This is a genomic window from Bacillus sp. FSL R10-2780 (genome assembly GCF_038006125.1).
Classification (GTDB): Bacteria; Bacillota; Bacilli; order Bacillales; family Bacillaceae_G; genus Bacillus_A; species Bacillus_A cereus_U.
Map to the genome: position 1 here is coordinate 1,521,577 of NZ_JBBOUQ010000001.1, position 19,097 is coordinate 1,540,673.

The window sequence follows — 19,097 nt, forward strand, 5'->3', positions numbered from 1 at the left end:
TTTTACAATACAACTTTTAAATCTGATTATTCAAATTTATAATTTAATGTAGTTTCCTCATGTTAAATGGATTTAATATTCATAAGAAAACTAATTTTATTGCTTGAAAAGGAGGAAAAAAGCATGCAAATCGGATCAAACATTCATACATTATCTCAACCTACTAAAATAACTCCATCTATTCTTGAGCATAATACTATCTCTTCTACTAAACTTGAAGATAAGAAATCAAATTTGATATTCGTTCATCTGAAAAAGAAATGAAACGACTTGAGCATAAATTTAGCGAATTAGATTTATGGAAGATGTTGAAAGATAAAGGTGTTCCTTTATGGATCATACTTGAAATGCTACAAAAAGTCCGTAAAGAAAAAGAAGCTCAAAATAATTCAGTTCAAAATTCAAATACGATTGAAGAAACGAGTGAGACTCGATTAAATGAAGTAATGTAAAGCATAATATTTGATTGGTCTATAAACTAAAAAGAGTTCAAGACTGATAAAGTTTTTATCAACCTTGAACTCTTTTTTAAGATTTTTCTCCAATCGTTACAAACTGAAAAGATACTTCTCCTTCCAAACCTTTAATTAGCCTTGTTACTTTGACATTTTCATTAACCAATGTATTATCTGTCGACATTTTAGGTTTTTCATCTCCTAAAGATTTTTTCAGATGAAGAAGGTGCATTTTCGTTTCATTTGCCTTTATTTCTTTATACACACTATTTTGTGCTACAATCACATACCATTGCGTTGGATATGTACGAGTGTTACCTATCCAAGCGTCACTATCGTATGAAACTGGAATCTCTTTTCCTTCTAATTCAATACTTTTCATATTCTTTTCGTCTTCATGTGTAAACAACAGCGAACCTTCTTTTGGGAATTTCGGTAACGTATCTATAATATAATTGGAGCCATTATCTCGTTTACGAAAAACTTTTTCTTTAATCAATGCTTGTGCTGTAGATTCATTTAAAATTAATACCTGTCCATTTCCAACTTTACCTTTTTTCACAGAAAACACTTCATTTTCTTTCGTAATTTCTTGATAACGATTAATAATTGGTGAAATTTTATTTTCATCTCCAATGATTAATAAACCGTTTGCAGGAAATGGATTTTCCTTTTTAGAGCATGCACTAAAACTTATTAAAAGTAGTATCGTTAACATAAAAATAGTTAAAGTTCTTTTCATCGCGTTTCCTTTCATCATACAGTTCATTTTTTCACATACTTTTGTGTAGTCTTACAAGCTAATATACTCTATTGCTCCATAACTTTATAAAGCTTTTGTAGGTAACGCCAACGAGTTATAAAGAAATATAAAACTTGTATACATATAAATGAAATTAAAATAACGATCGAGCTATTTAAAATAGAAAAATCGACTAATTGTTGCAGTGCTGTATACGCAACTACAGTATGAATCACTGCAATGATAATCGGTAAGAAGAACATTAATACTAACTGTCTCGTTACAACTTTTTTTAACTCTCGTTTACTTAATCCCATTTTCGAAATCATTTTATATTGTTGTTGATCACGGTCCAAATCAGTATATAATCGGAAATAAATAAAACTAGCAGCAAATGTAAAGAAAACGATTCCAACTAAAACACTTGCCATAAGTAATAAACCATTCTTTTGCTTTGCCTCCAACAAGTTTAATGTTAAAGCTTCAAAGTAGAAATCGCTGTCCCTAAGATCTTTATCGAATACATTCTTTAATTGATTTGAAATCTCTTTCGTTTTTATCCAATCATCTACAACAAATCCGTAAGTACGATGTTGAATATTTTCATCTTTTGGATTACTCGTATGAGGAATTTCATCATACACATGATCTTGAACAGCAATATAAATACTACTAGGATCATGTGGTAAAACTAAATTCCCCACAGTTTTTTTCACACGAAATGTCTTTGTCCAATCTCCTTGAATGACTTCAATATTTTTTTTATAGTCACCATTTTTAAATTCTTGTTTTTGTGACACCCTTCCAGGGATTAGTAAAATTTCATCTTCTTTTTCAATCGTTTCTTGTTGGTACCCGAGTGCTCTCGTAAGTTCGTTATATTCACTTAATTTCAATACATTTACGTTACTTTCTGTAAATTTATTTGAAGATGAAGCCATTCGGTACGGAATATTTGCATCCGCAAGATGTTTTTTTATAATAGAGAGATGTTTATCTACCAATTTGTTGTTTTCAGAGCTTTCATACAGAAATGTATATGGGTTTGTCATCCATACTAAATTCCTATTACCAAGAGCAGCTGTTGTACCGATTGCTGTAAATGCAACTGCTGAAATAATAGATACAATGAAAAACATCGTTGCGTTATCTTTCATACGGTAAATTAACTCTGAAAATGTTAATATATTTGTTCGCTTTAAAAAGAAAGATTCTCTCCTTTTCGCAAGGTGCAATATATAAACGCTACACTGTGTATATAAAAAGTACGTTCCTATAATTACTAGGAGCACCCCTATTCCAAGCGTAATAAAATTAGTACTTGGGATAAAGCGAAATACTGAAAAATATCCATACCCTATACTAATTAAAGAAAGTAGCGATAATAAAATTGATGCTTTCGGTTCTGGCTTTGGCTTTTCCTCTGCTTGTATAAGTTCCACAAGTTCTGTTACTTTTATCATTTTAAATGTAACGAGCGAAACAATTAAAAATAATAAAAGAAATGTGATGACTGTTAATAATACAGCCTGCACTGGTATATAAAAAGGTAAACCATTACTAATCATTAATACACTTGCGCTTATCAATAACACTAGTTTAGAAAATATGAGTCCGATGAAAATCCCTATACAAATTGACCCAAGTCCAATTAACATATTTTCAATTAATAATAATTTCTTAAGCTGCCTCATTGACATTCCTTGCATCATTAATATGCCAAATTCTTTCTTACGCGTTTTTAAAAACGAACTAACTGAATATAAAATAAAGAAAAATGAAAATACAAAAATCAATCCTTGCGAAACTGTAAATCCCAATGTACCGAATGCACTTATTGTTGCACTTGTCGATTTTAATTCTCCTTGTAAATCAGGATGAAATAATAAAAGAGCATACGTAAAGAAAATCATAATAGAAAATGCACTACTTAAAAAATGGGCAGCATATGTACGCTTATTACGAAAAATATTATTAAATGCGAACTGACGAAAAGTCATGTCTTTTCCCCCCTAACAAAGAAAGGACATCCATAATCTTTTGATAAAATGCTTGCCTGCTTTCACCACAATAAATTTCGTTATATAGTTGACCATCTTTAATAAATATAACTCTGCTGCAAAAACTCGCTGCATACGGATCATGTGTAACTAACATCATCGTTGCCTTTTCTTCCTTATTAAGAGCATCTAGCATCTCCATTACATCATTTGAAGATTTAGAATCCAAGTTCCCTGTTGGTTCATCTGCAAGTAATAATTGCGGCTTATGAACGATAGCACGAGCGATTGCTGTTCTTTGAGCTTGTCCCCCTGAAATTTCAAAAGTTCTTTTACTCAATATATCTGTAATATTTAATTTCTCTGCAATTTCTTCCACTCGTTTGTTCATTTCTTGTACAGAAACACCATCTAATGTCATCGGTAATACGATATTTTCCTTTACTGTAAGTGTGCTAAGTAGATTAAATGATTGAAAAACAAATCCTAATCGTTTTCTACGGAATAATGCTAAATTATCTGATGTTAACTGGAAAGGATTTGTGCCATTTATTAATATTTCTCCCGATGTTGGAGAATCGATAGTAGATACCATATTTAATAACGTTGTTTTCCCGCTTCCTGATGGTCCCATAATCCCTATAAATTCACCTTCTTGAATTGATAAATCAATATCTACCAATGCTTTAAAAGGTATTTTCCCCTTATATACTTTACTAATACTTTTTGCATGTAAAATTTCCATTTATATTCTCCCTTCATTTGTACTGCTCACTATAAAGTGTAAAGGAATTGTCTTACAGCTCATATTGATTCATCTTTCATTTATCTTACACGCTTGTAAGATTTCTAAAAAAACTGATAACAAATCTATTTTTAAGCTACAACCGGCGTATATCTATCTTATAATATATACATAGTAGCATGAAATACAATGCTACTTATCTCTGACGCCGGGACAACTTATATTCTTTATTAACTACATGCAATATATTATAAAAAATAACTATACAACTTCAAAATGATGAATAACAACTTATAATTCACAAGTAAAATCAAAAAGTAAATAGTACGTAAAAAAGCTCAGAGTTTTAGCTCTAAGCTTTTTTGTAATCATTTCATTATAGCTCCTTTTAAAGAGCTATATTTTTTATCCATTCTGATTTACTTAATAGATAATGATTATATAGTTGGTTTTCTATCGTCTGTTGACTCAGATAAGTAAATCCACATTTTTCAATAACTTTATTTGATGGTACGTTGTTAATTAAAGCAACTGCGTTAAGAACATCTACATTTGTATTTTTAAACAAATAATCAATCAACCCTTTAGTCGCTTTCGTAGCGTAACCATTATTTTGATACTCGCTGGAAATAGCATACATGATTTCTCTATTTGGTGAAGGGAGTTCTTCTTTAATGCTTGTGCAGCACCATCCAATAAATTCATTTGTATCTTTATTAAATATTCCTAGCTTTAATATATGATCATCTATGTTAAATGTATTTGTCACTGCATTAAGAAATGCTTTATTTGCTGGTATTTCATCATTGATAACCCAATCAACCCTTTGTTCTTTCGTTGATTTCCAGTCTGGCAAAAAATTAAATATTTCAGGTTGATTGGATATTTTATAAATACTCTCCGCATCTTTGGTGGAAAACTCTTGTAAGTAAATATCACCACAGTCTATTCTAAATAACTTAGTCGAATTTTCTTCTCCCATGATAATCCCCCTTAATCACGTTTATCCAGCTATTTGCGGGCAGTAAATGCCCGATTGGTGTGGGCTAATAATCAGTAGGGGATGAACAAAACCCCTACTGATTAAAGTTTCACTTTATAATTCAGTAATTATAGATACCTCCTAGCTAGAGGTACCCATAATTACATTAAAGTGCCTTTATTTGCTTCGTAAGTTCTTTAAATCGTTCGTCAAGTTCTTCATAGTCTTTGTCGTTAGAAGTTAAAAAGCTTAATTTACCTAATACTTCTTGTCTCTCTGTTTCTAACGTTAAACGTAGCTCTTCAATATCATCTCTTGTTTTAATAGATTCTTCTAGCTGCTTTTGTATCGTATTATTTGAAAACACGAGTTTCGTGTTAGTTGTTTTCTCCAGAAAATATTGATCGTGAGAAACTATAACTAGTGTTCCATTATACTCAGCCAATGTATTTTCAAGCTGTTCCCTTGAAGGTAAGTCTAGATGATTTGTCGGTTCATCTAAAATAAGAACATCTTTTTCTTCTAAAATATACGCCATTAGCTTACACTTCACTCGTTCTCCCATGCTCATTTGCTCAATCGGCTCTTTCCATTGAGAAGCCTGGAACCCTAAATGTTTCATTAAATTTTGGACTTTTCCTCTTTCTTCAAATGTCTCTTTAAAAAATAAATCTTCTGGTGCTTTATCCAGTGGTAAATCAAATACTTCTTGTGTTAAATAACCGATGTTTGCAGATGGTGACATCCATATTTCTCCTTGAACAGTTTCTGTTCCCATAATCATCTTCAATAATGTTGTTTTCCCACTACCGTTTGGTCCAACAATAGCAACCTTCTCACCGTGTTGGATTGTAAAATTAACGTTTTCAAATAAAGTTCTTCCATGAAAGACTTTTTTTAATTGCGTCACTTCTAAAAAGCGTTTTCCTACTTTTTTATTCGCTTGAATAGAGAACTCAACTGAATACTCTTCTTTAACACGTTCTACTTTCGTTTTCTCAAGCTCTTTTTCGAGACGTTTCCGTTTCGACTTCACTTGCGCATCCATTCGCTTCGCTTTCACACGATAAAATTCTTTAACGCCTTCTTGTTTTGTAGACTGTGCATGTGCCTTTTGTGACCATGAACTTAATTCGTTTATTTGTGATTCTACTTGTTCTATCTTTTTTTGCTGTTTTTCATATTCACGCTGCTGCGTCATTCTTTTTTGCTCACGTGCTTTCATATAACTCGTATAATTACCGCTATGGTCAATTAATTTTTTATCCTCAATTGACCATATTTTTGTTGCGACAACATCTAAAAAATATCGATCATGCGATACGACGATAACTGTACCTCTCATATTTTTTATTTGTTTAATGAGAAATTCCGTACTCGTCTCATCTAAATGATTTGTCGGTTCGTCTAATATTAATAAATTAGGATTTTCGGAAAACCCTTTTGCTAATCGAACTTTCAGCTTTTCACCACCACTTAAAGTAAGAAAATCGTTCGTTGGCACGCCCCATTTCGCAAGAAGTTCTGCTTCTTTTGCAATCACATCATTACTAATAAAGGATTCTGTTTCTTGTTCAACATATGCCGTTGTCACATTCATTTGCTGCCATTCAACAGTACCTTTTGATGGCTCAATCTTCCCATTAATTAATTGAAGTAACGTTGATTTACCAGCACCATTTTTACCAATTAATCCGATAACATCCCCTTGTTTTACTGTAACATTCATTTTCTCTAATAAAGTATTTTCTATTATTTCAACATAAACATCATTTAATTTTAAAAGTTCTTTCATATTACCGATCCCTTTCATTAAGGGAGAACAAAAAAATCCTCCCAAATTAATTTGGCAGGATTAGTCATTAAAATATTTATACCCAAATAAGCTATTAAGCAAAATAAATAGCAATACTATTGTATGGAAATCGGGCAGACTAATCCTATTTTTTATAAATTGAAATTTATTTAATTTCAACATTTAAAAATAAGATTAGTTAATCATCGTCCACCCATCATTCCTTTCCGTCGTTAGTAACCATATTGTACCATAGTAGTACTGTATGAGTAAATGTAATTATATGTGATACTGCTTTAGATTTTACTATCATGTAAACTTCTACGCGCTCCCACTTATATATTTTTTATATAAATCTCCAATAAATTATATATTATACATATTAAATTTCAGTTCTTATAATGAAGATATCATTTTAAAAGGAGGATACTACAATGGAGTTTAGCAAACTAGGAAACAGTGGATTAACAGTAAGCAAGATTGCATATGGGAACTGGATAAACCATGGTGGAAAAGTAGATGAGGATACTGCAAAGGATTGTGTGAAAGTCGCACTAGATGTTGGAATTACAACGTTCGATACTGCCGATGTTTATTCAGACACTATAGCCGAAGAAGTACTTGGCCGGGCTTTGCAAGGTATACGCCGAGAAAGTATAGAACTATGTACAAAAGTATGCCATCCGACTGGACCCGGAAAAAATGATCGAGGCTTATCACGAAAGCATATTTTAGAAAATTGTAATGCATCTTTACACAGGTTACAGACAGACTACATTGATGTCTATTATGCACATAGATTTGATACAACAACTCCTCTTGAAGAAACGATGTTAGCTTTCTCAGATCTTGTAAGGCAAGGAAAAGTCCATTATATTGGTGTAAGTGAGTGGACATCGGAACAAATTACCCGCGGTGCAGCACTTGCACGAGAATTGAAAATTCCACTCATCGCTAGCCAACCTCAATACTCGATGTTGTGGCGAGTTATCGAAACTGATGTAATACCAACATGTCAACGTGAGGGACTTGGTCAAATTGTATGGTCCCCCCTTGCACAAGGTATTCTCACAGGAAAATATCAACCTGGTAAACCATTACCGACTCAATCACGCGCTAACTCAGATGCTGGCAAACCATTTTTCCACAAACTCGTGCAACGTTGGATGAGTGATGATGTACTCACTGCAATTCAGAAACTCAATCCCATCGCGCAAGAAACTAATCTTACCCTATCTCAACTCGCAGTTGCATGGGTACTACAAAATCCAGCTGTTTCCTCCGCAATTATAGGTGCTTCAAACCCAGAGCAAATAAGAGAAAATGCAGTTGCTTCTAGTGTTAAATTACACCCTGAAATAATGGATCAGATTGATAGTGTACTAAAAGGTTTCATTGAGTACGATCCGAGCAAAACAGGTTGAAACATCAGTGAATTACTTTTTAAAAACCACAAAATACCTTGTAGTCTAACTTTAAAATAAAAATAGAAGTTTCACTTTCCAATTTCTCACTGCCCATCCTATCAAGATGGGCTTTTACTCTTTAAATTCAAATTGTGAAGTCGCATAAACCTCTCTAACAACTGTTAAAAAGTTCTCTAACACGACAGACTTTTCATCTTGTCTCCATCCAACATATAAATTTATTTTCGGTGTATTTTCTTGAATGTCTTTATATATGACACCCGATTTTTTATAACTTTCCACCGATGATGGAACGACAGAAATCCCCATTCCTGCTGCAACTAAATTTACAATCGTTTGCATTTGGATCGCTTCTTGAACAATATTTAAACTTACTCCATGTTCCCAAAAGTAACTAATAATTAAATCATAAAAATTTGTACCAAAATGACGGGGAAATAAAATAAATGGTTCATCAACTAATGATTTGATTGAAATGTTAGGTAACGAAACTAAAGGGTGACCTTGATGTAAAACCAATTTTAAACACTCCTCAGAACAAACTTCGGAAGACAATATTTCATTATTTTGCTTAGAACGAATAAATCCAATATGAATTTGTTTTTCATAGAGCGCTTTTATTTGCTGGTCTGTTGTCATCTCGCGTAATATGAGCTGTATTTTAGGAAAACGTTCTCGGAATTTTTTTAATATCTCTATAACGGTTTCTGTAGAATCGACAAAACCAATTATTAAATGTCCTATCTTCCCTTCATCCGCAAGCTGTGTTTCTTTAATGGTTCTATCTACTTGAAGCAACGTTTGCCGTGCACCTTCTAAAAATATTTTCCCAGCATCGGTAAGTTCAACCATTCTTTTTGTCCGGTGAAAAAGTTGAACTCCTAATTCTTCTTCCAATTTTCGAATTTCTTGGCTTAAAGGCGGTTGTGCCATCATAAGACGCTCTGCTGCACGACTAAAGTTTAATTCTTCTGCCACTGTTATGAAATATCTCATTTTACGAATATCCATTACAATCCCCCCTACCATAAACAAATAATAAACACTTCGCTTTTACTTCTCTAAGGTAAATAATTTTTTATTTTTAAATGGTACAAAACAAGGCTAAAAAACTTATCTCCAAAGTTCTTTAGCCTTAATCAATTGTTACACATTAAAAAATATTATTCGTACAACGGTACCTTTATCAACTTCTGAATGGATCTCTACACTATGTCCCAATTGTTTTGTAATTTCATATACAAGATATAACCCCATTCCAGTTGATTCTTTAAAATCTCTACCATTTTCTCCTGTAAAGAACGGTTTAAATACTCTTGGTAAATCTTGCTTCGGTATCCCGACGCCACTATCGGCAATTTCAAATACAACTGTATTACCTTCCCTACATGCTTTCACTTTAATCTTTTCTCTACTACCTGATGAGTATTTAATCGCATTCGATATAATTTGTCCAATTAAAAATTGCAACCATTTCGCATCACTTTCTACAGTAATACCTTTATCAATTTCAAGCTCTGGATATACAAAACTCCGGATAAAGAAGCGTTTATGTTCATGCACGGAATCATTTACTACTTTATGTAGTTGTACTCTTTCTACATAAAAATCTTGTGTGAATGCTTCTAAACGCGCGACATATAATGCCATCTCTAATCCCTTTTTTAACCGATCTGTTTCCTCATTAATACTTTCAAAACGCGAATCCACTTCATCCTGTGTAATTAATTCTATTACAGATAGAGGTGTTTTCATTTGATGAATCCACTGATTCATAAAGGTTAAATGATCATTATTTTTTCTCTCTTGTAATTGCAGCTGATTTTGATAATGACGATATTGTGCATCAAGCAAATCTTGGAGTACGGTAGATAAAACTGCAAAATCAGATTTTTGAACGGATTCATCCAAAGATTGCAATGGATTTGCTAAACGTTCATAAAAAGAACGATGTGTAAAATAACGAAATAATAAATAACTTATCATAAAAAAAGCACCTAAAAACATTGCATATAATGCCGTTGAAATATGATTATGCCCATCAAACCAATAAACTAGGAATATAGCTAGTAGTTGGATCGCTGTAAAACAAATAAGCGGTATATGATCACGAATAAACAACCTTATCATTTTTCCATACCATTATCCCAAGTAATATGTAATCTATATCCAACACTACGAATTGTTTCAATTGCTCCTTCAATATGTAACGTTTTTAACTTTTTACGCACACGTGTTGTATTTACACTTAATGTATTATCATCAACGTAAGATTCACTATCCCATAATTTATTAAGTAACACTTCTCTACTCACAACACGCGGGTGATTTTTCATTAGCGTCTCTAATAAAATAGCTTCGTTTCTCGTTATATCAATCTCTTGCCCCCTAAGTTTTAACACAAGTCTTTCTGGATATAAACAAAGACCTTGTTGCTCAATCATTCGTTCTTCTAGTTTCGGTGCATAGTCTCCGTAAGCACGTCTTAAATGACTACGAATTTTTGCCATTACAACTTCATAATGAAAAGGCTTCGGAATAAAATCATCGCCACCATTTTCTAACGCCATAACTTGATCCATCGTACCTTCACGGGCCGAGATAAATAAAATTGGACATGTGGAAACCGCACGAATTTGACGACACCAATAGTAACCGTCAAAGCTTGGTAAATTAATATCTAATAAAACTAACTCTGGTTGTTCTTCTAAAAATATGTCTAACACATTTTGAAAATCCGATATAACAATTCCTTGGTAACCGTATTTCGCAACATAAGTTGATAATAGCTCCGCAATTTTCATATCATCTTCTACAATCATAATTTTAACCATTCTTAAACTCCTTTTAATTCACAATCTCAAATATACTTACACAAAATAAATACTACCTCTTTTTATTTAATCCGTAAATTAAAAAAGGATACTTTTATAAAACAGCATCCTTCTTCTATTATTCTTATTTAATATTAAATTTACTCCAATTAAAACCCAGCTTCTCCACATAGTCCATTCTTAGTTCCATCCGCGTCGTTTTTAGTGGATCCACAACTTGACAAACTTTTAAATTACCTGCTGCTGATAATAAAAGGGTTGCATCAGCTTTAGACATTTCTAATTCCTCATGTAAAAATGTCACCATATTATGTACAGCACGATTCGCTGCATCGTCTAACAATTTCTCTGAAGCAATCGTCATTATTTTTTCTTTTTGGATAACCATTGGTAATGGCCATTTCTTTTCTTTTATAATTTGAACAGTTACAGTTACCTCTCCAGCAACTTCCACTCCACTAACACCAATTTCACCATCACCCATTGCGGCGTGTAAATCCCCTAATGCTAAAAGAGCACCAGAAACATTTACAGGTAATAGTAATGTTGTTCCTTCTTTTATCTCTTTACAATCCATATTCCCGCCGTGATCATGCGGCGTACCACATGAAATACTGTCTTCTTTAGGGGCCGTGCCAATGACACCAATCATCGGATTAATTGGAATCTGTATTTCATTTGAAAATATAACATGTTCATTGTGTATTGGGACAATTTTCACTGTATTTTCATTTAGCTCATCCCCCATTACACCAAGGTTCGCACCTGTTGTTAAAACACCCTGCTCTGAAATTTTAATCTTTTCAATCATTACGACTAATATATCACCAGGTTCTGCTCCTTTAATATATACAGGGCCAGTCGCTGGATTAATTCGATTCCAATCTAGTTCTTGAAATACGACATTTTCCGAATCAATTTGATTTTCAAAGCAGTCGTACGTTTCAAATACAATCCGACTCCCAGTGTCTACTTCTATACATGGCTCATTATTTGGTGACATTGCATAAATAATATGTTCTTTATGAATACGATACATACTACCTCTCCCTTTTCAATATTATCTTCTATAACTAATTAGCTCTAATTCATACAAGCTCCTTGTTAAAATTAAAAGTTATTTTCAGATTACAAAAGCACTTAGCTCATTTTGAAACATACACTCTTTACTATAACAAGTAAAGAAAGGTGGTATTACAATGCCCCTTATTCCATACAACGAAAGTGACGTTGATTTACTAGCACGTTTAATCCGTGCTGAAGCTGAGGGCGAAGGACGACAAGGTGAACAACTTGTCGGATGTGTTGTAGTAAACCGTGTATTTTGCGATTGCTTAGATTTTAAACAACTCCGTACCGTACCTGATGCTGTATATCAAAGCCCTGGCGGATTCGAAGCGGTTCAATACGGATACTTTTATCAACGTGCCCGTGAATCAGAAAAAGAAATCGCAAGAAAAGTTTTACAAGGTGAATGGCGCTGGCCGGCAAGGTGGGCTCTTTGGTATTTCCGTCCAGTTGGAGCTTGTCCGCCTGAATGGTATAATCAGCCGTTTGCAGGGCAATTTAAAAGCCATTGTTTTTACGAACCACGTGGTGATGAATGTCCGAAAATGTATTCACGATAGCAAAAATTAAGCAACGCAAGTACTTATTCTTTTGAGTACTTGCGTTATTTTTTAATGTACTTTAGAAATCTAATAATGTGACGAATTTTCTGGCGCCTACCACATGTATTAATAAAGGTATACGTGGACCACTTGATTGATTCATAATGAGCCTATATATAATGGCAAATAATTGTTTTTGATTTTCTTTCATTATTTTTTTATTTTCATGATGACAAATCGGATACAATTGTTCCATTAAGTTAGAATAATCTTTATTAGAACGTAATATTTTACAAACTTCCACTAGCCATTTTTTCTGCCTTTCATCTAATGTGTTATAAAACTCCGTATTTTTCTCTTGATTTACCTCAATTAATTTTTCAGATTGAAAGTTTCTTATCCAATGCTCTGCACGATTACTTATCGCTACCATTTCAAATAATCCATAGCTCCTATCTATTTTCTCTAATATATCTTGTAAAATAGATGAATCAAAATTTAATAACGGTAAAGTTCCTGCTACTTGATTAAACTTTGGATACTCTTTAAATCGGCTATCATGTCTAGAAAGTTTAATTGCATCAAATAAATCTTCATTTTTGAGTGTTTTATTTTCATAACTGTCCTTCAATCGTTCATACTCTGTATAATTACGTATCACATCTTCATCAAGTCCAATATGAAAAGCTGCATCAGGCTTATATTTTGCAAACATAAAAAGAATCACTTCTGGTAAATACACTTTTAATAAGTCGCTAGGTGTAATACTATTCCCTGAAGAACTGGACATTTTTTCATGATGCCCTTTAATTCCAATGAAATCATAAGCAACGTAATGAGGGGCTTCACAATTGAATATTTTCCTTGCAATTTCTTTTGATACATTATAACTACCTGTTTCCGATGAATGATCTCTTCCGCCCGGTTCGAAAATAACATCCTCTATCATCCATCTCATCGGCCAATCGATTTTCCAATTCAGTTTCATTTGATTTGTATTTAATACGGATAATTTATTTTGATTTCCACATTCACAATCATACCGAACTGTTTTTAATACTTCATCAAAATGTGTAATAGTTGTTGCATCTTTCCCGCAGCTCTCACAATATAACGTAACGGGATAAAAGTTTTCTCTATCTTCTTCTCGGTGTATTCCTGTTTTAAAACCCATTAAAATATCATATATTTCTTTTCTTTTATACAAAGACTCTAATATGTTTTCGTTATACCTTCCGCTTCTATATTCAGCATGTTGATAAATAAATTCTACTTCAATTCCAAATGCTTTGAGCGATTTCTCAAACTCTTTTTCAAAATGCTCTGCATACGAGTCATGACATCCATACGGATCTGGAATATCAGAGTATGGCATACCAATATACCTTGCAAAAGATGGATCAATATTTTGGGGAACTTTTCTAAACCTGTCATAATCATCCCATGAAAATATGAAACGAGTCTTTTTCCCTAAATTTTGAAGCGCCCTTACAACGAAATAAGTCGTTATTATTTCACGAAAGTTTCCAATGTGAACAGAACCAGATGGACTTATTCCAGATGCGCAAACAAAAGTTTCTTTGTTTGGATGCTTTCTAATTAATTCATGTGCTACTTCATACGCCCAATGCATATGTTACTCACCTCAATTGTATTTTTGTTTTCACATTTTCAGTTTTATGCAATAAAAAAACTCCCACCCCCAAGATTATTCATCTTGAGGACGAGAGTTATTAGCTTCGCGGTACCACCTCTGTTTGTTAATACGTCACCATATTAACCTCTTCAGGTACGGCAAAATATGCTTATACCCTATCTCTATAACGGGAGAACCCGTCGCACCATCCCTAAACAAATTAGTTCCTTGCGCAGCTCCAAGTCTTTTTTCATTAAGATGTATACCGCTCTTTCTCAGCTACCAGAGCTCTCTGTATGTATTCATTCTTAACTACTCTACTCTTCTCTTCAATGCCAATTTATATTAGTTTTTTACACAGGATAATTTATAACGTATATATTGTCAAATTTTTCTGAACAGAAATTAATAACACATATTTTCCCTATCTAAAAAATATATTCATTCAAGTTGAATGTTGTGACTACACCATCACAACATTATGTCACTTTCGGTTTCTCTTTAAATCGCTTATACTTTTCACTCCTTTTATATACTCGCAATACATTTTCACATGAAACATCCTATACCTCTTCCTCCTCATAGTTATATGCTATTTTCGAGTTACGTGAGAAGGCCTTCGTTTTTTCACAGTACATCTTTTTTATTCCAATCCGACAAAAGGTTTACCTACATTTTTATCGAATTTTATATGTATCTTTAATGAATTGAGGTGAAACATATTGCACAGAAATATTGAATTAGTCGTAGATGCAAAGGCAAGTTTAGGTGAAGGTCCTTGCTGGGATGAGAAAAGACAAATATTATATTGGGTTGATATTATGGAGAAGAAATTATGCCTCTACAATCCTGCTAGTAATATGAATCGAGTGATTACTCTCGACCAACAAATCGGTTGTGTTGTTCCATATCTAGATGATGTAGTACTTTTAGCTATGGAAAAAGGCTTTTACTCTCTTAATCTAAATACAGAAAAACTTACACATATTTATGATCCTGAACCACATTTAATAGAAAATCGTTTTAATGACGGGAAATGCGATCCAGCTGGTCGCTTCTGGGCAGGGACTACTGACTTATATGGTATAAGCGGCGCCGGTTCCTTGTATTCTTTAAATATTAATCTCAACGTAGAGAAAAAAGTGTCACATGTAAATACATCAAACGGCATAGCATGGTCTCCTGACAATACATACCTTTATTTTATTGATACACCTACTAAAAAAGTAGTCCGTTTTCATTATGATATACATACTGGTGTAATTAGCAATCCAACAGATGTTATCATCTTCCCAGAAAATGAAGGTATACCCGATGGTATGACAATTGATGTAGAAGGTTGTTTATGGATTGCACATTGGGGAGGATCGAAGATTACTAGATGGAATCCCTTGACTGGAGAATAGATTTTAAGTATTCCGATTCCTGCTTTATATGTAACGTCGTGTACATTTGGAGGGCCTAATTTGACCGATTTATATATTACAACAGCCAGAACAAGAATGACGGATGCGGAATTAAAACAGTACCCACATGCTGGTGGTATATTTCGAATTCAAATGAATGTTAAAGGTTGTCCAACCTATTCATTTCGCCATGAAACTATTGGAGCTGAAACACTATGAACAGAATCGATTACATAAGACAAGAAGAGAAAAAGTATCACGATCTTTGCTATGAACAATACAAATTATTCGAAGCAGGATCTTGGCTGTATAAACCTGTTAAAACAGTTATGGACATGCTGAACTATTTTGAAGGACAGAAAGACCTACACATACTTGACCTTGGCTCTGGTGTCGGTAGAAACAGTATTCCGATTGCACAAAAAATCATGAATAGTGGCGGCACCGTTACTTGTGTTGATCTACTTGATTCGGCTTTAACGAAGTTACAAGTTTATAGCAAAGAACATGGTGTATTTGAATACATAAAAACGGAACAAGCAGCAATTGAAGACTACTATATTCCCTCTAATACTTATAATTACATCATTGCAGTATCAAGCTTAGAGCATGTCAGATCAATAGAAGATTTTAAAAAAGTGCTTCACGCTATGAAAAATGGTACAAAGAGTGGTGGTATCAACTGTTTAATAGTCAACTCTAACATTCAAGAAATTGACTTGGAAACGAATCAAGCATTAGATGCTTTAATTGAAATTAACCTTTCTACGAAAGAAATGATACATACACTAAAAGATGTTTATACCGAATGGCAAGAAGTACAAGTTGAAATAAAAAATTTAACGTATGATATTGTACGAAACGGTACACACATTCAATTAAATACGAATGCGATTACTTTTGTCATGCAAAAATTGTAGTTTATACGAGTGGTGACAATTCTTATTTTTTATAGTCACCACTCATATATTTATGTAACCATCATTCAATTGTAATTACAATTTTCCCTCTAGTATGCTGACTTTCACTCAAAATATGAGCTTCTCTAACTCCTTTTTCATTAAACGGAACAACCTTGCTAATGATTGGTTTAATTTTTTCAGCTTGGATCAAACTAGTTAATTCGTCTAATTGCTTCCCACTTGGTTTCAACCATAAAAACCCTGATTTTATGCCCTTTACTTCATGCAGTGGTTCATGAACGATAGAAACTAGAACACCACCAGATTTAATAATTCGAAAACTTTTTTCTTGTACTTCTCCGCCGATTGTATCTAACACAATATCATAATCTGATAGTAGCTCTTCAAATTTATCTTTTTTATAATCAATAATGAGGTCAGCACCTAAAGACTTTAAAAACTCTTCATTTTTACTACTTGCAGTTGTTGCGATAAAGGCCCCAAATGATTTTGCGATTTGAATTGCAAAACTCCCTACTCCGCCCGCTCCAGCATGAATTAATACTCGGTTATTTTCTTTTATTTGTGCATAATCAACAAGACTTTGCCAAGCTGTTAGTCCTGCAAGAGGTATAGATGCTGCTTCTTCAAAATTAAGATTATTTGGCATTTGCGCTACTAAATTTGATTTCACTGTAATGTATTCAGAATAAGAACCTTTCCCTATATTTTCGGGTTTCGTAAATACTTTATCTCCTATTTTAAAATGATTCACATCTTCTCCAACTTCTTCAACTACTCCAGCAACATCTAATCCTAATGTAATTGGAAATGAAAATCGCAACTTTTTTTGTAAGTCTCCCTTTCTTATTTTCCAATCAACAGGATTGACAGATGTTGCGTGTATGCGTATTAATACTTCATTACATTTAACAACCGGCTTTGGAACTTGTCTTTCTTGTAATTCTCCAACACTACCATATTGATTAATAACAATTGCTTTCATTTCCTCGCCCCCTTGCTGTTTATTTTAATAACAAACAATTATTTTTCAAAATTTTTCGCCTTGTATGAAAATAAATATGTTTGGAGGTGATATTTATGCTACTCTACTAATTAAGCATCATGAGTGCAAAAAACATTTATTTCACTTAAATACAATCTAATTTACGCTTAAGAAACACCCAAAGTTATATTTCTCTTTATTTATTAATGACCTTTAAATGAAACGGAGAGTGTGCTATGAGTGAACAAGTTTTCAAAGTAAACGGTATTGATATATGTACAGAAGGCTTTGGAAATCCTAATAACCCAGCAATATTATTAATTATGGGAGCTACGTGTTCAATGGTTTATTGGGATGAAGAATTTTGTGAAAGGTTGGCTAGCACAGGAAGGTTTGTCATTCGCTATGATAACCGTGATGTTGGGCGTTCTGTTACATATGAGCCTGGGACTTCCAATTACACTGTAGCAGATATGGCTGAAGATGCAATCGGAGTACTCGATGCGTATCATATTGACAAGGCACACCTTTTTGGCATGTCATTAGGAGGTATGATTGCTCAAATTGCTGCAGTAAAACACCCAGAAAGAATTTTGACCTTAACATTACTAGCAACAAGCGTTATTGGATCTGATAACAATACTCGTGATTTGCCTCCAATGGATGAAAGAATTTTGACACATCATGCTAATGGTGCAAATTTAGATTGGACAAATAAAGATGTTATAGCGAAATATTTAATTACAGGATCACGTCTACTCTGTGGATCAAAGCGTATATTTGATGAAGCAAGAACTTTAAAACAAGTAAAGCAAGAAATAGAACGTGCTAACAATCTATTAAGTATGTTTAATCACGCCCTCCTTACAGGTGATGATTCTTATGAAGGTATACTTAAATCATTACTAGTACCTACTTTAGTAATTCATGGTACAGACGATAAAGCTCTTCCACTTGAACATGGACTCGCACTTATTGATGAAATTCCGAACTCAAAGCTATTATCCCTTGAAGGTACAGGGCACGAGATTCATCCCGATGACTGGGATAAAATTATTAAAGCAGTTTCAGAACATATATCCCGTATAAGATAAGAACAACTATTAGAAGGGGCACAAATTATTTTGCCCCTTCTATTTATAAAGATTACGATACAATATCAAAAACCCATCACTGCATTCGTATGTATAGTGATGGGCTCTACCTATATTTTTCTATGCTTAAAAAAATGGACAATCTAACTGGTCAACAGATTCCCACGATTTTTTTTTTACATTTTCGGTGGATTTACTATTTTCTAGTGGTACGTTTTTAAATGGATTCATTTCAACTTTTAATAGAGATGATGGTTCTATATATAAAGAAAAAACATGGCTACTTGGCAAAGTTTTTGATACATCAATATCTCCTACTTGTTTAAATAATTGCTGCGCTGCAAAGAAAAAGAAATTAGTTGGATTAGTTTGTTTATTAAGCCATGCAATCATTTCAGGTGATACCGATTTATTAATATTTATTTTCACTCGATCACCACGTTTAAATCGCCTAGATCGCATA

The 19,097-nt window shown here is 33.2% G+C and carries 16 protein-coding genes, 2 pseudogenes and 1 other annotated feature; of the genes and pseudogenes, 6 read left to right on the plus strand and 12 right to left on the minus strand.

Going from position 1 to position 19,097, the window contains the following annotated elements; translation table 11 throughout:
• Positions 1-123 precede the first annotated feature (123 nt).
• A pseudogene (locus tag NSQ47_RS07860) lies at positions 124-452 on the plus strand (DUF3914 domain-containing protein).
• 76 nt (positions 453-528) lie between these two features.
• Here NSQ47_RS07860 and NSQ47_RS07865 read toward each other — a convergent pair.
• The 5 genes from NSQ47_RS07865 to abc-f all read right to left on the minus strand — a co-directional run bounded on the left by NSQ47_RS07865 (position 529) and on the right by abc-f (position 6,719).
• The gene (locus NSQ47_RS07865) at positions 529-1,212 is read right to left on the minus strand and encodes a lipoprotein BA_5634 family protein (RefSeq protein WP_078173675.1); all 684 of its coding nucleotides are present in this window, start codon (positions 1,210-1,212) and stop codon (positions 529-531) included.
• A gap of 53 nt (positions 1,213-1,265) precedes the next feature.
• Positions 1,266-3,197, minus strand: a complete 1,932-nt coding sequence (locus NSQ47_RS07870) for an ABC transporter permease (protein WP_341036562.1) — start codon at positions 3,195-3,197, stop codon at positions 1,266-1,268.
• Positions 3,172-3,942 (minus strand): ABC transporter ATP-binding protein, encoded by a 771-nt coding sequence (locus NSQ47_RS07875; protein WP_341036563.1) that lies wholly within the window; start codon positions 3,940-3,942, stop codon positions 3,172-3,174. Before NSQ47_RS07875 ends, NSQ47_RS07870 begins: the two co-directional genes overlap by 26 nt.
• A gap of 388 nt (positions 3,943-4,330) precedes the next feature.
• On the minus strand, positions 4,331-4,924 hold the full coding sequence (locus tag NSQ47_RS07880; RefSeq protein WP_341036564.1) for a GNAT family N-acetyltransferase: 594 nt from the start codon (positions 4,922-4,924) through the stop codon (positions 4,331-4,333).
• 166 nt (positions 4,925-5,090) lie between these two features.
• On the minus strand, positions 5,091-6,719 hold the full coding sequence (gene abc-f / locus NSQ47_RS07885; RefSeq protein WP_341036565.1) for a ribosomal protection-like ABC-F family protein: 1,629 nt from the start codon (positions 6,717-6,719) through the stop codon (positions 5,091-5,093).
• Between the two features lie 434 nt (positions 6,720-7,153).
• On the opposite strand from abc-f, the gene NSQ47_RS07890 reads away from it, so the two are divergent.
• Complete coding sequence (locus NSQ47_RS07890; protein ID WP_341036566.1) at positions 7,154-8,143, plus strand: aldo/keto reductase family protein; 990 nt, start codon at positions 7,154-7,156, stop codon at positions 8,141-8,143.
• A 114-nt stretch (positions 8,144-8,257) separates the two neighbouring features.
• On the opposite strand, the gene NSQ47_RS07895 is transcribed toward NSQ47_RS07890, so the two are convergent.
• The 4 genes from NSQ47_RS07895 to NSQ47_RS07910 form a co-directional block, all read right to left on the minus strand.
• Positions 8,258-9,157, minus strand: a complete 900-nt coding sequence (locus NSQ47_RS07895) for a LysR substrate-binding domain-containing protein (RefSeq protein WP_341036567.1) — start codon at positions 9,155-9,157, stop codon at positions 8,258-8,260.
• Between the two features lie 135 nt (positions 9,158-9,292).
• Complete coding sequence (locus NSQ47_RS07900; protein ID WP_341036568.1) at positions 9,293-10,276, minus strand: sensor histidine kinase; 984 nt, start codon at positions 10,274-10,276, stop codon at positions 9,293-9,295.
• Complete coding sequence (locus NSQ47_RS07905; RefSeq protein WP_341036570.1) at positions 10,273-10,980, minus strand: response regulator transcription factor; 708 nt, start codon at positions 10,978-10,980, stop codon at positions 10,273-10,275. The genes NSQ47_RS07900 and NSQ47_RS07905 overlap by 4 nt, the downstream gene beginning before the upstream one ends.
• Before the next feature lie 124 nt (positions 10,981-11,104).
• The gene (locus NSQ47_RS07910; RefSeq protein WP_002161556.1) at positions 11,105-12,019 is read right to left on the minus strand and encodes an acetamidase/formamidase family protein; all 915 of its coding nucleotides are present in this window, start codon (positions 12,017-12,019) and stop codon (positions 11,105-11,107) included.
• A gap of 160 nt (positions 12,020-12,179) precedes the next feature.
• Between NSQ47_RS07910 and NSQ47_RS07915 the strand changes: the two genes are divergently transcribed.
• Positions 12,180-12,608, plus strand: coding sequence for a cell wall hydrolase (locus NSQ47_RS07915; protein WP_002119861.1), 429 nt, complete (start codon positions 12,180-12,182; stop codon positions 12,606-12,608).
• Positions 12,609-12,669: 61 nt separating this feature from the next.
• On the opposite strand, the gene lysS is transcribed toward NSQ47_RS07915, so the two are convergent.
• Positions 12,670-14,223 (minus strand): lysine--tRNA ligase, encoded by a 1,554-nt coding sequence (gene lysS / locus NSQ47_RS07920; RefSeq protein ID WP_341036571.1) that lies wholly within the window; start codon positions 14,221-14,223, stop codon positions 12,670-12,672.
• A gap of 83 nt (positions 14,224-14,306) precedes the next feature.
• Positions 14,307-14,568, minus strand: a binding site (T-box leader).
• 380 nt (positions 14,569-14,948) lie between these two features.
• On the opposite strand from lysS, the pseudogene NSQ47_RS07925 reads away from it, so the two are divergent.
• Positions 14,949-15,851 (plus strand): annotated as a pseudogene (locus tag NSQ47_RS07925) (SMP-30/gluconolactonase/LRE family protein).
• Positions 15,848-16,552 (plus strand): class I SAM-dependent methyltransferase, encoded by a 705-nt coding sequence (locus NSQ47_RS07930; RefSeq protein ID WP_341036572.1) that lies wholly within the window; start codon positions 15,848-15,850, stop codon positions 16,550-16,552. The pseudogene NSQ47_RS07925 and the gene NSQ47_RS07930 overlap by 4 nt, the downstream one beginning before the upstream one ends.
• Before the next feature lie 61 nt (positions 16,553-16,613).
• Here NSQ47_RS07930 and NSQ47_RS07935 read toward each other — a convergent pair whose 3' ends face one another.
• A complete protein-coding gene (locus tag NSQ47_RS07935; RefSeq protein WP_341036573.1) occupies positions 16,614-17,540 on the minus strand; it encodes an NADP-dependent oxidoreductase in 927 nt (308 codons plus the stop codon).
• A 236-nt stretch (positions 17,541-17,776) separates the two neighbouring features.
• On the opposite strand from NSQ47_RS07935, the gene NSQ47_RS07940 reads away from it, so the two are divergent.
• Positions 17,777-18,634 carry an alpha/beta fold hydrolase gene (locus tag NSQ47_RS07940; protein WP_341036574.1) on the plus strand — a complete coding sequence of 286 codons (858 nt, stop codon included), beginning with the start codon at positions 17,777-17,779 and terminating at the stop codon, positions 18,632-18,634.
• A gap of 126 nt (positions 18,635-18,760) precedes the next feature.
• Here the strand turns inward: NSQ47_RS07940 and NSQ47_RS07945 are convergent, their stop codons facing one another.
• A complete protein-coding gene (locus tag NSQ47_RS07945) occupies positions 18,761-19,096 on the minus strand; it encodes a hypothetical protein (protein WP_078173600.1) in 336 nt (111 codons plus the stop codon).
• Between the last annotated feature and the right edge of the window lies 1 nt (position 19,097).

Coding starts and splice junctions, on each gene's coding strand:
- NSQ47_RS07895 (WP_341036567.1), bottom strand. CDS start 9,157: ATGGATATTCGTAAAATGAGATATTTCATAACAGTGGCAGAAGAATTA.
- NSQ47_RS07880 (WP_341036564.1), bottom strand. CDS start 4,924: ATGGGAGAAGAAAATTCGACTAAGTTATTTAGAATAGACTGTGGTGAT.
- NSQ47_RS07940 (WP_341036574.1), top strand. CDS start 17,777: ATGAGTGAACAAGTTTTCAAAGTAAACGGTATTGATATATGTACAGAA.
- NSQ47_RS07910 (WP_002161556.1), bottom strand. CDS start 12,019: ATGTATCGTATTCATAAAGAACATATTATTTATGCAATGTCACCAAAT.
- lysS (WP_341036571.1), bottom strand. CDS start 14,223: ATGCATTGGGCGTATGAAGTAGCACATGAATTAATTAGAAAGCATCCA.
- NSQ47_RS07905 (WP_341036570.1), bottom strand. CDS start 10,980: ATGGTTAAAATTATGATTGTAGAAGATGATATGAAAATTGCGGAGCTA.
- NSQ47_RS07865 (WP_078173675.1), bottom strand. CDS start 1,212: ATGAAAGGAAACGCGATGAAAAGAACTTTAACTATTTTTATGTTAACG.
- NSQ47_RS07930 (WP_341036572.1), top strand. CDS start 15,848: ATGAACAGAATCGATTACATAAGACAAGAAGAGAAAAAGTATCACGAT.
- NSQ47_RS07935 (WP_341036573.1), bottom strand. CDS start 17,540: ATGAAAGCAATTGTTATTAATCAATATGGTAGTGTTGGAGAATTACAA.
- NSQ47_RS07945 (WP_078173600.1), bottom strand. CDS start 19,096: ATGCGATCTAGGCGATTTAAACGTGGTGATCGAGTGAAAATAAATATT.
- NSQ47_RS07900 (WP_341036568.1), bottom strand. CDS start 10,276: ATGATAAGGTTGTTTATTCGTGATCATATACCGCTTATTTGTTTTACA.
- NSQ47_RS07890 (WP_341036566.1), top strand. CDS start 7,154: ATGGAGTTTAGCAAACTAGGAAACAGTGGATTAACAGTAAGCAAGATT.
- NSQ47_RS07870 (WP_341036562.1), bottom strand. CDS start 3,197: ATGACTTTTCGTCAGTTCGCATTTAATAATATTTTTCGTAATAAGCGT.
- abc-f (WP_341036565.1), bottom strand. CDS start 6,719: ATGAAAGAACTTTTAAAATTAAATGATGTTTATGTTGAAATAATAGAA.
- NSQ47_RS07875 (WP_341036563.1), bottom strand. CDS start 3,942: ATGGAAATTTTACATGCAAAAAGTATTAGTAAAGTATATAAGGGGAAA.
- NSQ47_RS07915 (WP_002119861.1), top strand. CDS start 12,180: ATGCCCCTTATTCCATACAACGAAAGTGACGTTGATTTACTAGCACGT.